This window comes from Streptomyces sp. R-07 (assembly GCF_049913175.1).
Classification (GTDB): Bacteria; Actinomycetota; Actinomycetes; order Streptomycetales; family Streptomycetaceae; genus Streptomyces.
The window spans coordinates 6,811,215-6,827,699 of record NZ_CP183978.1 but is presented as its reverse complement, the minus strand read 5'-3'; the positions used below and the strand labels follow the sequence as shown (position 1 = coordinate 6,827,699).

Annotated in this window: 10 protein-coding genes; 7 read left to right on the top strand and 3 right to left on the bottom strand. The window is 72.8% G+C overall.

The features are described 5' to 3' along the window. Nucleotides 1-66 precede the first annotated feature (66 nt). The 3 genes from ACN9M0_RS31235 (at nt 67) to ACN9M0_RS31225 (ending at nt 11,019) form a co-directional block, all read left to right on the top strand. Nucleotides 67-6,153 carry a beta strand repeat-containing protein gene (locus ACN9M0_RS31235; protein WP_426404582.1) on the top strand — a complete coding sequence of 2,029 codons (6,087 nt, stop codon included), beginning with the start codon at nt 67-69 and terminating at the stop codon, nt 6,151-6,153. Nucleotides 6,154-6,238: 85 nt separating this feature from the next. Further along, a complete protein-coding gene (locus ACN9M0_RS31230) occupies nt 6,239-6,535 on the top strand; it encodes a WXG100 family type VII secretion target (RefSeq protein WP_266898938.1) in 297 nt (98 codons plus the stop codon). Nucleotides 6,536-6,642: 107 nt separating this feature from the next. Continuing rightward, on the top strand, nt 6,643-11,019 hold the full coding sequence (locus ACN9M0_RS31225; protein WP_426404581.1) for an FtsK/SpoIIIE domain-containing protein: 4,377 nt from the start codon (nt 6,643-6,645) through the stop codon (nt 11,017-11,019). Between the two features lie 77 nt (nt 11,020-11,096). Here ACN9M0_RS31225 and ACN9M0_RS31220 read toward each other — a convergent pair whose 3' ends face one another. The 3 genes from ACN9M0_RS31220 to ACN9M0_RS31210 all read right to left on the bottom strand — a co-directional run bounded on the left by ACN9M0_RS31220 (nt 11,097) and on the right by ACN9M0_RS31210 (nt 12,629). Continuing rightward, the gene (locus ACN9M0_RS31220; protein ID WP_266898934.1) at nt 11,097-11,720 is read right to left on the bottom strand and encodes a hypothetical protein; all 624 of its coding nucleotides are present in this window, start codon (nt 11,718-11,720) and stop codon (nt 11,097-11,099) included. A gap of 45 nt (nt 11,721-11,765) precedes the next feature. Then, a complete protein-coding gene (locus ACN9M0_RS31215) occupies nt 11,766-12,074 on the bottom strand; it encodes a hypothetical protein (protein WP_366037647.1) in 309 nt (102 codons plus the stop codon). A 75-nt stretch (nt 12,075-12,149) separates the two neighbouring features. Next, nucleotides 12,150-12,629 (bottom strand): COG4315 family predicted lipoprotein, encoded by a 480-nt coding sequence (locus tag ACN9M0_RS31210; protein WP_190104878.1) that lies wholly within the window; start codon nt 12,627-12,629, stop codon nt 12,150-12,152. 194 nt (nt 12,630-12,823) lie between these two features. Between ACN9M0_RS31210 and ACN9M0_RS31205 the strand changes: the two genes are divergently transcribed. The 4 genes from ACN9M0_RS31205 to ACN9M0_RS31190 all read left to right on the top strand — a co-directional run bounded on the left by ACN9M0_RS31205 (nt 12,824) and on the right by ACN9M0_RS31190 (nt 16,193). After that, nucleotides 12,824-13,729, top strand: coding sequence for a CHRD domain-containing protein (locus tag ACN9M0_RS31205; protein WP_361835703.1), 906 nt, complete (start codon nt 12,824-12,826; stop codon nt 13,727-13,729). A gap of 85 nt (nt 13,730-13,814) precedes the next feature. Beyond that, entirely contained in the window at nt 13,815-14,816 is a 1,002-nt protein-coding gene (locus tag ACN9M0_RS31200; protein WP_426404580.1) for a DUF1996 domain-containing protein, read from the top strand. A 91-nt stretch (nt 14,817-14,907) separates the two neighbouring features. After that, nucleotides 14,908-15,480 (top strand): sigma-70 family RNA polymerase sigma factor, encoded by a 573-nt coding sequence (locus ACN9M0_RS31195; protein WP_190104880.1) that lies wholly within the window; start codon nt 14,908-14,910, stop codon nt 15,478-15,480. Next, nucleotides 15,477-16,193: an anti-sigma factor family protein gene (locus ACN9M0_RS31190; RefSeq protein WP_366037644.1), complete on the top strand. Its 717-nt coding sequence runs from the start codon at nt 15,477-15,479 to the stop codon at nt 16,191-16,193. The genes ACN9M0_RS31195 and ACN9M0_RS31190 overlap by 4 nt, the downstream gene beginning before the upstream one ends. Nucleotides 16,194-16,485: the final 292 nt, after the last annotated feature.

Here is a 16,485-nt window from a genome sequence, read left to right as displayed (position 1 = left end):
TGAACCGGATCGCGGCACGTCTCGTGAGGAGGTGCCGAATGGCTCGTATCCGGGAGGAGCTGGAAGATGGCGCGTCGGCACACCACGGGCTGGGAGGTTCTGGGGTTCGGGGAGGATCCCACCCCGGGAGACCCCGAGGCGATCAGGACCCTGGCCGGGACGTATCGGGAACTGGGCGACGGAGCGGGCGAGGCCGTCGACCTGCTGCGCGACGACGGGGCGATCCGCCGGGGCAAGGGCCAGGCGATGGACGCCCTGAAGACGCGTGTGGGCAAGGACCTGCCGGGGCTCCTGGAGAAGACCAGGGACTCCTTCCGTACGGCCGCGAGCGCGTACGACGAGTACGCCACCACCCTGACCGACGCCCAGTCGATGCTGGACCGGGCGATCGACCAGGGGCAGGAGGTGGCCGGGACCGCCGGTACGGAGGTGCCGGCGGTCGCTCCCGACGCGACACCGGAGCAGGCCGAGGCTCAGCGGGAGCGGCAGGGCGAGGTGGACGCGGCGAAGGAGCAGCTGTCGGCGGCCGTGGCGCTCGGCCGCGACGCCCAGCGCCTGCGGGAGGACGGGTCCCGGAAGGCCTCCGTCATCCTCGATGAGGCTGCCGAGCAGGCCATTCCGGCACGGGACTTCGTGAAGGCGTTCGGCGACTTCCTCGCGGACAACCCGCTGGTGGAGATCATCGCGGGCATCCTCGTCGCGATCGTCGCGGTGTTCCTGCCGGTCGTGGGGCTCATCCTGGGCGCGGTGCTGTTCGCGGTGTCGGTGATCCGCATGGTGTCACAAGGGAAGATCGACGCCGGCGACATCATCATCGGCCTGCTCACGCTCGTGCCCGGCGGGGTGCTGCTCGGCGGGCTCGGCAAGGTCGTCGCGGCGGCCGGGAAGCTGGCCAAGTTCGCGCCGTTCCTGGCCAAGGTGGGCAAGGGGATCGGGACGACTTCCGCGGCGGTCACGGGCGCCCTGAAGAGCTCGACGTTCGTCCGTAAGATCATCGATCCGCTGGGCAAGGGGCTTATCGGACTCAAGGCATCGCCCGCGCTGGCCCTCGGTGCCAAGTTCACGATCGACGCGGGCACCGAGTTCGCCCTGGGCTTCGTCGCGAGCGGCCTGACGGCTGTGTTCGACGGCAAGAAGTTCGACGCCGCGTCGGCGGCCAAGGGCGCTGCGCTCGGCGCGGCCACGGCCGGGGCGCTCACCGTCTTCGGCGGCACGAAGTTCGCCAACAGCATCAAGGACGCCTTCGTCACCAAAGGAAAATTCAAGAGCAACATCGGCAAGGCGTTCTCCCTGGAGAGCCTGGGTGTCGCCAACGGACAGTTCAAGCCGTCCAACGTCCTGTTCGTCGACGCCAAGGGGATGGGACAGAAGACCGGCTTCCACGGCATCAACGGCACCACCAAGTCCGACCCGTCCACGGGCGAGATCAAGACGAAGGTCACGACACCGGACGGCGCCAAGACCGAGACGAAGACCACCCCGCCCGCCCCGAAGGCCGCCGAGGCCCCTCCCGCCGACGACCTCCCCTTCGCGCCCACGGCCCCCGACGCGACGTCGACCAAGACGACGACGCCGGACGGCTTCACCTCGACGACCGTGGACGGCACGAACACCATCGAGAGCCCGGCCGGGGACACCATCACCTCGAACGGCACCACGACCACGGTGTCCACCCCGGTCGAGGGCCCGACCTTCAAGGAGAAGGCCGCAGGCGTCTTCGGCGGCGAGTTCGCGCCGTCCCCGTCGACGAAGCCCGCGCTCTCCACGGAGCTGGGTCCCGGCGGCACCTTCTCGACCTCGGGCCCCTTCGGCGGCGTCTCGAAGGACGCCGCGGGCACGACGACGTTCACCTCGCCCGGCGACGGCGCCCCCACGCCGGAGTTCACCGTGAACAACAACACGATCACCACGCCGACCGGCGTCACCGTGACGGAGAACGGCGGCTCCACGTCGGTCGGGGGCGGCGGCGTGAACGTCGACAACCAGAACGGCGTCACCTCGGTCTTCAACAACCCGGCGGGCGGCGGCCAGCCGGTGGCGGTCCACCACCCGGCCGACGGGTCCGTCGACGTGAACTTCGGCAACACCACGATCCACGCGCCCACGGGCCCACCCGGCGGTGGCGTCACCCTCCCGGACGGGACGCAGATCTCCGTGGCCGCCGACGGCGGAGTGAACGTCGCCAACGGCGACGGTGGCGGCCAGACCGTCACCCTGCCCCCGCAGGGCGCGGGCGGGCCGCTCACCGTCACGGACGGCAACGTCACCACCAGCATCCCCCCGGCGGGCGGCGCGACCATCACCACCCCCGGAGGCCCCGTCACCACCCTCGACCACACCGGCTTCACCGTGGACACCGGAGGTCCCCGCCCCGACATCGTCCAGTTCAACGGCCCCGGCGGCACCCTGGACGTGACCCCGCCGGGCGGTCAGCCGCAGGTGACGGTCGGTCCCGGCGGCGGTCTCGCCACGGGCGGCATCACGACCGACGGCGCCGGTGGCGGCACGGCCGCCGGCGGGGGCGGGACGATCGCCTTCTCCCCGGCCGACATCACGCTCGGGACACCGGACGGGACGTCGTTGTCGGTCACCCCGCAGGGCACCTTCGACCTGAACCCGTCCGGCGGCCAGCCGCCGCTCACGGTCGGCCCGAACGGCGACATCGCGGTGGGCGCCCCGGGTCCCGCCGGAGTCGCCTTCACCACTCCGGACGGCGGTTCGGTCGTCACCGAGCCGGGCGGCGGTCTCGACGTGACCCCGCCGGGCGGTCAGCCGCAGGTGACGGTCGGTCCCGGCGGCGGTCTCGCCACGGGCGGCATCACGACCGACGGCGCCGGTGGCGGCACGGCCGCGGGCGGCGGCGGGACGATCGCGTTCTCGCCGCTGGAGATCACGTTCAGCACACCGGACGGGACGTCGCTCTCCCTCAACCCGAACGGGAAGTTCAGCCTCGACGGCATCAGCCACGGCGCCGACGGCGTCACCATCGCCGGCTCCACCACGGTCGACCCGGACGGATCGGCGAGCATCGCGCACGGAGGCCAGGAGATCCACGTCGCCCCCGACGGCACCTTCACCGCCACCGACGCCCAGGGCAACCCGGTGGCACCGGCGGTCCCGCAGCCGGCCCCCGGCAGCGCCGTGGACGTCGGCAACACCACGATCTCCGTCGACGGGACGGGCGGCCACAGCGTCACCGTCCACGGAAGCAACGGCACCACCGTCACCATCGCCAACGGCACCACGACCGTCAGCTCCGGCCCCGTCCAGGCCAGTCACGGCCCGGCCGGCGTCACCGGCACGATCGGCGGCGGTCCGAACCCGGTGCAGCTGCACCAGGGCCCGGGCGGCGTCACGACCGTCAGCCAGGGCGGCACCACCGTCACCACGAGCGCCGGCGGACCCACCACGGCAGGCCCCCAGGGACAGCCCGCGGCGGTCACCGTCGACGGACCCACCGGCACCACCCCCGCGCAGGTCACCACCGCCGACGGCAGCACCACCAGCGTCCACGCCGACGGCACCGTCACCAAGTCGGCGCCCGCCGGGCCCGGCAGCCAGACCGTCACGGTCGGCGGCGCGGGCAGCGGCACCACGGTCACGGTCGGCACCGACGGCACGGCCGTCTCCTCAGGTCCCCTCCAGGCGGGACACGGCCCGAACGGCACCACCGGATCCGTGGGCACCCTCAACCCCGTCCACGTCGACCAGACTCCGGGCGGCGCCACCACGATCAGCCAGGGCGGCACCTCCGTCACCACGAGCGCCGACGGGCCCACCACGGTCGGGCAGCAGGGACAGCCCCCGTCCGTCACCGTCGCCCCGGCCACCGCGAACGGTCCGACCCAGGTCACCACCTCCGGCGGCAGCACCTCCACCCTCACCGGAGACGGCGCCCAGACGTCCGTCGGCGGCACCGGCACCGCGGGCGCCACCGTCCACCAGGACGGCAGCGTCACCACCCAGGCTCCGGCGGGCCCCCACACCACCGTCACCCACGGGCCGAACGGCACGACCGCGACCGACAACGGCGGCGCGTTCGGAGTGGACCACACCGGCACCGCCACCAGCGGCCCCGTCACCGTCACCGCCGGCACCGGAGCGGGCAACACCCCCGTGGCCACGCTCACCGACACCACCGCGGGCGGGGCTCAGGCCGACGTCGGGGCGAACGGCATCGACAGCCAGGGCGTCACCACCACCACGGGCCCGAACGGTGAGGCCACCTTCACCCACCAGCCGGCGGGCGGTGGCATCACCACCGTCTCCTCCGGCCCCGACGGGACGATCACCACACAGAACCCCGACGGCTCCGGCGTCCAGGTCCCGCCGCGCCCCGCACCCGCGCCCGGCGGCACGGGCCCGGTGGCGGCACCGGCACCCACCACGGTCACCAACGGCAACGGCGCCACGCTGAGTACGGACGGCCAGACCGTCACGTACGAGTCGAACGGCGTCACGACCACCCTCGGCAACGACGGGAACGGCCCGACCACCACCACGATCCACCACGAGTCCGGCGTCGGCCACACCATCGACGGCACCGGGCAGTTGACCGTCCACAACTCGCCGAGCGACGCCGCCATCACCGCGACCCACACCCAGGTGACGGTGAACACCCCGCAGCAGGAGGGCTGGGGCCTGTTCGGCTCCCCGGAGATGACGGGCGGCCAGAACACCCTGTCCAACGGCCCGAACGGTCCCACCATCACCACGCTTGGCGCCGATCCGGTGTCCGAGCCCGGCAGCACCGTCGTCCACGGACCGAACCAGGGCGGCCCCGAGGGCGAGTTCTCCGTCACGTACGGACCCGCCTCCGGCACCTTCGCCCCCGGCGGCGTCACCGGCCTCGGCCCCTCCGGCACCCACCTCGACCCCACCACCCACACGCCGATCGACACCGCGGGCAACCCCCTCGGCACCGGCCCCGGGCAGACCTCCATCAGCACCGTGGGCGGCGACGGCAACAGCGGCATCACCGTGCCCACACCGGGCGGCGGACCCACCCTGCACCACGACGGCTTCTACGGCGGCGGCACCACCGTCGGCACCGGCACCACCGCCGTCTCCAAGAGCCCGGGAGACGTGGAGAACGCCGGCACCGCGGGCCAGAAGGCGGGCGTCATCGACGGCCCCCACAACCCGCTCGACCCGGCCCCCGCACCAGGCCCCGAGACCTTCACGGTCGCAGGCAACGGAAACGGCGGCCCGAGCCTGGACGTCCCGGTCGGCGGCACGGGCGGCAGCACCGTCCACGGCGGCCCCTTCGACGTGAAGGCCACCGGCGGCGGCGCCTTCGAGGTCTCCGTCGCGGGCGGCGGCAACGGCCCGAACGACAAGGTCGCCATCGGCCCGGACGGCACCCTCGGAGGGCCGGGCGTGGCCGCACCGGCCCAGCCCGGCGGACCCCAGCAGGTCACCCTCAGCGACGGCACCACCGTCACCGGCGGGCCGGGAACCCAGCCCGTCGTCACCCCGCCCGGCGGCGCCGGCCCGACCACCACCGTCAACAACGGCACCGCCACCACGACCGACCCGGCCGGGGGAGCGACCATCACCCAGAACCCCGACGGAACCGCGACCTTCACCGGCACCGCCGCGGGCGAGACCACCACGTTCACCGTCACCCCGGACGGCGTGACGGGCACCGTCACCACCACCGGCCAGAACGGCCAGCCGGCCACGTTCCACGTCGACCTCAAGAACAACGGTGCCGTCGAGGTCACCGACGCCGGCGGCGCGACCCTCACCAAGCTGGACGCGGCGGGCTCGTACAACGAACAGCACACACCGATCCACGACTACCACGCCAACACCGGTGGCCCCACCTCGGTCACCAGCCTCCACGAGTACGGCTACGAGGCCCTCACCAGCATCATCAAGGGCGCCGTGGGCCAGGCGGTGAGCGTCGGGTACGAGGTCGGCGCCAAGGGTACCGACCCCCAGACCGCGCTGGAGAACGCGGGCATCAAACTCGGTTACGGCGTCGGCAATTCCCTGGCCGGAAAGAAGATCGAGAACGACTACGGATTCAAGACCAAGGGCCCCGAGGTCCCTCTCGCCTCCCTTCCCCAGAAAACCCTGGGAGGTCTCAACGCCACGCAGGACACCGAGCTGGCCAATCCGCCCGAAGAAGCCCCCATCAAGGTCTGAACCGAATTCCCGAACCCTCCGTTTAGAGGGCGCGGGACCACGCGACCCAGCTCCACACCATCCGACGGGAAACGGGAGAACACCCATGGCCGACTACATCGTCAACGACGAGAAGACCGCGTCCGCCGCACAGCAGACCATGAACGAGTACGACATCGCGGTCGCCCAGCTCAACAAGATCAAGACGGACCTGGACGCCCTCACGGCCGACGGCTACAACACGCCCTCCGCCCAGCGCGACTTCAGGCCGTTCGTCGAGGAGTACACGAGCAACTACGGCAAGGTCACCGAGGGCCTCACGGGCATCTCCGAGTACATCAAGAAGTACGGCGAGGGCATGACCCAGTTCGACAGCGACATGGGTGCCAGCCTCCGGGGCTGACCCCGCACCGGCACCGGCCGGGCCGGACCGGGCCCCCTCCCGGACCGGCCCGGCCGGCTCACCCCACCCCCACCCCTGGTGACCACCGCGCCCAAGGAGCACCGACGATGCGCCTGACCGTCACCGCCGTCGACCCGGAACAGGGCCAGACCGCGGACATCATGATCGAGGCCGACCCCGAGTCCCCGGCGGGCGAACTCGCCGAACACCTCCACCGGCGCCTGCGCGGTGGCACGTCGGGGGAGCGGCCCGTCCTCTACCGGGGAGCCACCCGGCTCCCCGCCGACCAGCCCATGGCCGCGACCGACCTGCGCGCCGGCACCCTGCTGTCCCTCGGAGCACCCGCACCCGAGCCGGGTCCCGAACCCGACGGGGTGGTGGAACTGCGGGGCGTCGGAGGGGCCGACGCGGGAACGGTGTTCCGGCTCCCGCCCGGCGACTACGAGATCGGCTCGGCCACGACCTGCCGCATCCGGCTGAGGGCCGAAGGGCTCGCCGGGACCGCGGCCCGCCTGAAGGTCCTCGCCGACGGCACCGCGACCGTGCGGGCCGCGGAACAGGACCGCGTCACCCGCGACGGGACCGAAGTGCGCGACTGGACCGCGTGGCCCACCGGAGACGTCCTCACCGTCGGCCCCGTCCTGCTCGAACTCACCGAACCCTCCCGTCCCGACGCCGCGCTCCAACCCTCCGACGACGGCGTCGGCCTCGACTACAACCGGCCGCCCCGGCTCCTTCCCCCGCCGGTCGCCAACCGCTTCCAGCTCCCCGTCCCACCCGGGAAGCCCGCCCGCAACAAGCTCCAACTCACCCTGATCTTCGCCCCCCTGCTGATGGCCGCCGTCTCGGTCGCCATCTTCAACAACCCCAGGTTCCTGGTCTTCGGCCTGCTCTCCCCGGTGATCGCCATCATCTCCCAGCTCTCCAACAAGCGCCGCGGCAAGGAGAGCCACGAGGAACAGCTCAAGGAGTACGAGGAGCGGAAGGCCGCCCTGGAGGACGACGTCACCGCGGCGGTCCTCGCCGAACAGCGGGCCCGCCGACTCGCCGCCCCCGACCCGGCCGCCGCCCTGCTGATCGCCACCGGACCGCGCCAGCGCCTGTGGGAGCGCCGCTGGCGCGACGACGACTTCCTGCTGATGCGCCTGGGCGCCGCGGACCGGCCCGCCCTCGTGGAGCTCCAGGATCCCTCCGAGCCGGAACACCGCCGCAGGATCGACCGCACCACCTACGCCGTGCCCGTCACCGTCCCGCTGCGCGAGTACGGCGTCCTGGGCATCGCCGGCGGCACCGCCGCGGAGCCGCTCGCACGCTGGCTGATCGCCCAGGTCGCCGTCCTGCACAGCCCCTCCGACCTGCGGATCTGCGTACTGTCCGGCAGCACGGGCGCCGACCGCTGGTCCTGGGTGCACTGGCTGCCGCACTGCGCGCCCCTCGGCGAGGACACCGTCGCCCTCGTCGGGGCGAACGCCGAGTCCGTGGGCCGGCGCATCGCCGAACTCACCGCCGTGGTCGCCGCCCGCCGGCAGGCCGGGGAACGGGCACCCCGCGGGGGCGCCGCGGGCGAACCCGACATCCTTGTCGTCCTCGACGGCGCCCGCAGACTGCGCTCTCTGCCCGGCGTCGTCCAGCTCCTGCGCGAAGGACCGGCCGTCGGCGTGTACGCGCTCTGCGTCGACGACGAGGCCCGGCTGCTGCCCGAGGAGTGCCGCGCCGTGGCCGTGGCCGGACCCGAGTGGCTGAGGGTCGAGCAGGACACCGCCGACCCCGTCGACGAGGTCCGCATGGACGCGCCGAGCCGTGCCTGGTGCGTGGGCGTGGCCCGGGCGCTCGCGCCGATCCGGGACGTCGGCGACGAGACCCAGGAGAACCTGCTGCCCGCCTCCGCCCGCCTCCTCGACGTACTCGGCCTGGAACCGCCCACCCCCGACGCCCTCGCCGCACGCTGGGTGATCTCGGGACGGGGCACGCGCGCCGTCCTCGGGGAGGGCGTCGACGGCCCCTTCGCCGTCGACCTGTCCGCCGACGGCCCGCACGCGCTCATCGCCGGCACCACCGGTTCGGGCAAGTCCGAACTGCTCCAGTCCCTCGTGGCGAGCCTCGCCGTCGCCAACCGGCCGGACGAACTGAACTTCGTCCTCATCGACTACAAGGGCGGCAGCGCCTTCGCCGAATGCGAGGACCTGCCGCACACCGTCGGCATGGTCACCGACCTCGACACCCACCTCGTCGAGCGCGCCCTCGTCTCCCTCGGCGCCGAACTGAAGCGACGCGAACACATCCTCGCCGAGGCCGGCGCCAAGGACATCGAGGACTACACGGACAAGCGCACCCGCCGCCCCGAACTCGCCCCCATGGCCCGGCTCGTCCTCGTCATCGACGAATTCGCGTCGATGGTCCGGGAGCTCCCGGACTTCGTCTCCGGCCTCGTCAACATCGCCCAGCGGGGCCGCTCGCTCGGCATCCACCTGGTCCTCGCCACCCAGCGCCCGTCCGGGGCGGTCACCGCCGACATCCGCGCCAACACCAACCTGCGGATCGCGCTGCGCACCACCGACACCAGCGAGAGCCGCGACATCATCGACGCCCCCGACTCCGGACAGCTCTCGCCCCGCACCCCCGGCCGCGCCCACGCCCGGCTCGGCCACGCGGCGCTGCTGCCCTTCCAGACCGGCAGGATCGGCGGTCGCCGCCTCGACGAGGCGACGACGGGCGAGGACCGCCCCGCCCCGGTGCTCACCGAACTCCACTGGGAGGGCCTCGGCGACCCGATGCCCCGCCCGCCGGCCCGGGAAGACGCCTTCCAGCCGGTCACCGACCTCTCGGTCCTCGTCGAGGCGGTACGGGGGGCGGCCGAGCAGCTCGCCGTCCCGCCCGCCCGCCGCCCCTGGCTCCCCCCGCTCCCCGCCGCTCTCACCCTCGCCGACCTGCCCCCGCTTCCCGAGGCGGAGCACGGGCGGCTCGCCCCCGTGGCGTACGGGATCGTGGACGTGCCCACCGAGCAGGCGCGCCGCCCCCTCACCCTCGACCTCGACCGGGCGGGACACCTGTACGTCATCGGCTCACCCCGCAGCGGCCGCTCCCAGACCCTGCGCACCCTGGCCGCCGCCCTCGCCGAGACGCACGGCAGCGCCGACGTCCACCTGTACGGCCTCGACTGCGGCAACGGCGCCCTCCAGGCCCTCACCCCGCTGCCGCACTGCGGCGCCGTGGTGGACCGGACCCAGGTCGAGCGGGTGGTGCGCCTTCTGAACCGCCTGGGCGCGGAGATCGGCCGGCGCCGTGACCTCCTCGGCCGGCAGGGCGTCGCCGACCTCACCGAACTGCGCCGCATCCTGCCCGAGGAGGAACGGCCCCCGCACATCGTGCTGTTCGTGGACCGCTTCGAGGCGTTCGAGCGCGATTTCTCCGGCTACGACCAGGGTTCCGTGATGGACGCGATGACGCTCCTGCTGCGCGAGGGAGCCGGCGCGGGCATCCACGTGGTGGCGACCGGAGACCGGATCCTCGGCCAGAACCGCTTCTCCTCCCATACCGAGGACAAGCTCGTCCTGCGGCTGAACGAGCGCTCCGACTACTCCATGGTCGGCCTCAACTCCCGCAGCGTGCCCGAGGACCTGCCCGCCGGACGCGGCGTCCTGGCCAAGGACGGCAACAGCGTCCAGACCGCGCTGATCCCCGGCTCCGACAACGGCGGCGCGGGACAGGCCCGGGCGCTCGGCACGCTCGCGGACCGGCTCCGGGAGCGGGACGGCGACGTGACCGCGGCGCGCAGGCCGTTCCGCGTGGACGTGCTCCCCGACGAGCTGGACTTCGTGGAAGCCCTCGCGCGCCGGCCGAGGGACGTCTCCCCGCTGTGGGCGATGGTCGGCGTCGGCGGCGACGAACTGAGCGCGCTCGGCACGGACCTGTCTCAGGTGCCGTCCTTCGTCGTCGCCGGTCCGCCCCGGTCCGGCCGGAGCACGCTCCTGCTCACCATGGCGAAGTCGCTGACCTCGCTCGGTACGAAGATCGTGGTGATCGCTCCGCGCACCTCCCCGCTGCGCCGGCTGGCCGGACGGCCCGGCGTCGTCGAGGTCTTCACGGACGTGGACCTCGCGGTCGCCGACTTCCGCACCGCGCTCGGCAAGGTGGACACCCCCGCAGGGGCCATCCTCGTCGACGACGCCGAGATGATGATCAACTCCGAGCTGGACCACGACTTCGTCGCGCTCGCCCGCGGCAGCGCGGGGGACGGCTGGGGCCTGATCGTGGCCGGCAACAACGAGGCGCTGCTCGGCGGCATCGGCGGCTGGCAGGCCGTCGTGCGCCGCAACCGGTGTGGCGCACTCCTCGCGCCGCGCGCGATCGGCGACGGCGAGCTGGTGGGCGCCCGTCTGCCGCGCGGTCTGCTCGGCCAGGACAGCGAGCCGGGGCGGGCCCATCTCCAGCTCGGTGACGGCCGGTTCACCACCGTCCGCGTTCCCGCGACGACGGTCGACTGACCGACTGGCGCCGCACACCGAAGGGCCCGGCCGTTCCGATCAGGAACGGCCGGGCCCTTCCGCGACGGCGGCGTCGGTCAGGTCGCCGTGCCCACGGTCTCCGGCTCCCCGTCGCCGAAGCAGAACGTCGACGTGATGGCGTCGAAGAGGTCGTACAGCGGCTCGGCGAGCGGGATGTTCGGACTGAAGCAGGTGATGACCAGCACGCGTCCTCCCCCGGGAACCGGCACGAAGGTGTGCGTCACCACCAGCTTGGACGAGACGCCCTCGGCGATCTCGGTCTCCTCGATGCCGCTCATCCGGCCGACCGGCCCCACCCAGGGAAGCGCATGCGTGGTGAGGGTCCGTGAGGTGCCCTCGCGGCGGCGGCCCCCGGCGGCCGAGAACTCCCTGGCGAGGCCCTTCGCGGAGAAGTCCGCGCCGGCCGGCGGGGTCAGGCTGAAGACCATCAGCCCGGCCATCAGCAGGCCGTCCTCGTACATGGTCGTGGTGCCCGCCGCGTAGACGGCCCCGCGCCTGCGGGCGCCGTCCATGATCCGCCGCGCGCTCCGGAACGCCCCGTTGATGGCGTCCCTGGTCTCCTTCTGCGGGGCGTGCCGCAGCATTTCGGCGCGGCGCTCGGCGAGCGTGTCGCCGTGGAGGTCGTACTCCGTCCAGTTCTCCGGGATGCCGATCCCGAAGCTGTGCGAACCAGTGGTCATGGGACCGTGCTCCTCAAGCTCGTCGTGTCTGGTTACGCCGGCGGGTCACCGGCGGGGGCGGCCGCCGCCGTCGCCGTCGCCGTCGCCCTTCAGGGAGTCGCCCATCTGGCGGTCGAAGTCGTCGAAGGCCTTCACGATGGCCTCGCAGGCGTTCGTCAGGTCCTTGGTGTTCCGCTTGACCTGCGTGCGCCCGTCGTTCCACTCGTCGTCGAAGTTGCCGCCGGAGCGCGCCAGCGGCGGTCCGACGTCCTCGGCGGTGAACCCGGACGGCTTGGTGTCGATGAGTTCCACCACCCGCCGCAGGAGGGCGCCGAGGCGTTCGACCTCGTCTCCCGGCATGTCGATCTCGGCCAAGGCTCCCCCTGGAGGTGTGTCGTGGTGGGCGTCGTCCGGGTCGAAGGCCCGGGGCCGACGCGGGGCAGTGCCCGCTCACGGGGCGGTGCGGACGAGCCTGCCGTCGGGCGAGACGGCGAACCACTCTCCGTCCAGGCCCTGGCCGTTGACGTCCCCGGCGGCTGCGTCGCCGACGTAGTAGTAGAGCGGCCAGTCCCCGTACGCGACGTGCACGGCGCCGCCCGGCTGCCTCTCCCCGCGCAGCAGGTCCGCCTCGACGCCCCGTCCCGCAGTGGCGGGGGAGGAGCCGGTCAGCGCGGGCCACACGGCGATGCACTCCGTGCCGCAGCTGCCGGAGGTGTCCTTGTCCTTGGTGAAGGCGTACAGGGTGCGGCCCTGGCCGTCGACCAGGATGGAGCCGAGGCCGGAGTCCGCCACCGTGACGGTCGCCCCGCGGACGGGCTTCCCCGCTGCCTTCCGTCCCCCGTCGCCGTTCGGGCCGCCGTCGCTCCCGCCGCCGCAGGCGGCGAGCGCCAGCGCCAGCGGTACGGCGAGCAGAGCCTTGGATGCGCGCATGGTGATGTCCTCTCTCGTACGTGCGGAAAGCGAGGAGTGGTGTTCCCCGCGGCCCACACGTCCCGGGAGCCGTCGGGGTTCAGTGCGCTCGCGAGCCGTGCCCGTGCCGGGCGGAGGGGGGACGGGATTGAACCCGCGGGGCGGCGCGTGCGTGCTCGACGCGAAGGGATCCCACTTCTGGAAGGACGACAGACATGCGCAGGCTCACCGCGGTGGTCGTGGCCGTGATCGTATGTGCCGGCCTCGCCGGTACGACCCCGGCGACGGCCGACGACGGTCCTGGGGGCTCCCCGGGCGGCGGGACGGCCGTGTCGCTGGTGGCCCGTCTCACCGGCGACCAGCAGGTGCCGGGGAAGGACGGGAGGGCCGCGGGCGACCGGGACGGCAAGGCCATCGCGCTCGTCAAGGTCAAGGGCGACCGTGTCACCTTCGCCCTCTCCTGGAACGGCGTCGACAGGCCGGCCCGGGCCCACCTCCACCAGGGCGCCGTCGGGTCGGACGGCGCCGTCGTGGCCGACCTGTTCGCCACCCCGATGCCGACTTCGGTGTATTCCGCCGCCGGACAGACCTCGCTGTCCTCCGCGGCACTCGCCGAACGCCTCCGCCGCGACCCGGACGGCTTCTACGTCGACCTGCACACCGACGCCTTCCCCGGCGGAGCCGTACGCGGCCAGCTCCGGCCGTTCGCGAAGCCGGTGAACCCGCTCGGCATCATTCACGGCGGCAGGATGCGCGCCCTCGCGGACGGCGGACAGGAGATCCCGGCCGGTGACCCGAAGAAGGCCGGCGACCCCGACGGGCACGGAACCACGTTTCTGCACCCGCGGACGGACCGCGTCGACTACTCCCTGGCCTGGGTGAACACCGGACCGCCGCTGTCCGGGCGGATCCACGAAGGAGGCCTGGGCGAGAACGGGGACGTTCGGCTGCCGCTGTTCCTCTCTCCCGTGCCGAAGAACGTCTTCGCGATCTCCGGCGCTGTCAGCACCCCGGACGCCCCGATGATCACCCGCCTCAAGGAGGATCCGACCGGCTTCTACGTCAACCTGACCACCCGGGAGTTCCCGGACGGAGCCGTCCGGGGGCAGTTGTTCCGCTGATGCTCGCCGGAGGGTCTGAAGATGGTTCCGGCCAGCTGAGACGGGCGATCTTGCCCACCCACGCCACTGGTGGAACTCTGCTTCCGTGCCGATCATTCTTCCCTCCCCCGGTTCCCGCTTGTTCTGGATCGCTCTGCCCGTGACGCTCGGGCTGACCCTGCTCCTTGGCATCGCGACGTTCGGCGCCGACGGCGCCGCCCGGGCGGCCGGTGTACCCGCCGACGACCAGTACGTGGACATCGCGACGGTGGCGACGACGCGCGCGCCCGCCCGGGGACCCGACGCCAGCACCGGCACCTTCACCGTCGACTGCGGCCGCAACGAACAGGGCCACCGCAACGCGGACAACTTCGTCATCTCCCCGGGCATCGTGAACGGCGCGCACCACACGCACGACTACGTCGGCAACCTCTCCACCGAGGCCCTCTCCACCGACCGGAGCCTGGACGCCGCCGGCACCACCTGCGCGGGCGGCGACCGGTCCACGTACTACTGGCCCGTGCTGCGCCGCCTCGACCGCACGGGCGCCGACGCCCACACGGCCGGTGGCGGCGCGCACGGCAACAGCGGCGAGATCCTCATGGCGTCCTCGGTGCGGGTGGAGTTCCGGGGCAACGCGACCGGCGCGGTCGTCGGCATGCCCCGCTTCCTGCGGCTGGTGACGGGCGACCCGGTCGCGGCCACCACCCCGAGCGCCGACATCCGCGCCCAATGGGGCTGCTCCGGCTACCCGGACCGCTTCACCACCAAGTACGCGCGCTGCCCTCGAGGCAGCCGACCCACCCGCACCCTGGACTTCCCCAGCTGCTGGAACGGCCTCGCCACCGACAGCCCCGGCCACCGCACCCACGTGCAGTTCCCCTCAGCCGACGGCACCTGCCCCCGGGCCACGTTCCCCGTACCGCAACTGCGGATCACCCTCGCGTACGACCTCCCCGACGGCACGCCGTTCGCCGTGGACTCCTTCCCGGAGCAGCTCCGGAACCCCGTCACCGATCACGCCATGTTCGTGAACCTGATGACCCGGGACCGTATGGCGGAGCTCGTGCGCTGCGTCAACGAGGGCCGCGAGTGCCGGGCCCGGTGACGGGATCCGGCCGACTTCGCCCACCGGTTGAACCGACGCGCCCTCCCGTTCGTGTCCATCGCGTTGGCCCAGGAGAGGACGGAGAGAAGGGATGGCGGCATTGCGGCTGCGCAGTCGGCAGAAACAGGACACCGGTGACGAGGCACTGATCCGGTCCCTCTATGAGGAACACGGCAGGGCCCTCCTCGCGTACGCGCAGCGCCTGACCGGCGACCGCAGCGCCGCGGAGGACGTGGTCCAGGAGACCCTGATCCGGGCCTGGAAGCATCCGGAAGCCCTCGTCAACGGCAAGGGTTCGGTGCGCGGCTGGCTGCTCACCGTGACCCGCAACATCGTCACGGACCGGTACCGGGCCAAGGCCGCCCGTCCCACGGAGGTCGCCGAATCGGTGACCACCCAGCCCGTCGAGCAGGACCACGCCGAGGCCGTGGTGAACTCGATGGTCGTCGTGGAGGCGCTCGACCGGCTCTCCCCGGATCACCGGGACGTGCTGCTGGAGATCTACTTCCGGGGCAGGAGCGTCGCGGAGGCGGCGCAGGCACTCGGGATCCCGCCCGGGACGGTCAAGTCCCGGTCGCACTACGCGCTGAGAGCACTGAGAGACATGTACGTGGACCGACCGAAGGCAGTGAGGGCCGTGGAACTGAAGGGAGTGGCGGTATGAGCATCAAGGAACACGACAGCGCGCTGCTCGGCGCCTACGTCCTCGGCGCTCTCGACGAGCAGGAGGTGCGGACCGTCGACGAACACATCGCGTCGTGCCGGAAGTGCCGCGAAGAACTGGACGAACTGCGGGACATGGAGTCCGCGCTCGGCGAGGTCCCCCCGGAGGCGTTCCTCGACGGTCCCCCGGAGGGCGGTGACCTGCTGCTGCAGCGCACGCTGCGCCAGGTGCGCGGCGAACGCGCCGCCCAGGCGCTGAGGCGGCGGGCGTTCCTGGCCGTGGCCGCGACCGTCACCTCCGCGGCCCTCCTCGGCGGCGGAGTCCTGATCGGCCAGCACACCGGCGACCGGACCGCTCAGGCCGTCCCTCCGGCACCCTCCGTCACGGCGACCTCGCCGACGGCCCCTCCGGTGAGCGTCAAGTTCTTCGAGGGCCGCAGCGCGGAGACCGGCGGCGAGATGCGCCTCCGGGTGACGCCCGCCGCCGACTGGATCCGCCTCAACGCCTCGGTCACGGGCGTCCCGGCGGGCGAACGCTGCCGCCTGGTGGTGGTCGCGAAGAACGGCGACCGCGAGATCGCCGGCAGCTGGCTCGTCGCCGACGAGGAGAAGGGCTCGAACCTCGACGGTTCGGCGGCGGTCCCGATGGACGACGTCGCCGAGGTCGTCATCGAGAACGACCGGGGCAAGAAGTACGTGACCGTCAAGGTCTGACCCGCTTCGCCCCCGGACGGCGGCGGACAGGGCATGGAGGCGTGGCACGGAGCGATGCCACGCCTCCTTCTGCCGGCCGGTCCACCGGGTGGTCCCGCATCCGGGCGGCCGACCGCGAGGCTTTCGCCGAGCTCTACGAGACGTACGCGCGTGCCGTCTACAACCATGCTCTGCGCATGACGGGCAACTGGTCCACAGTGGTCACGACCTCGACGACAGGCGTGGTGGTCGCGTGTGGTCGCAGGCTGAGGATGTCAGGCCCATCTCCGCCTCGTGGAGGCGATCGCCATGC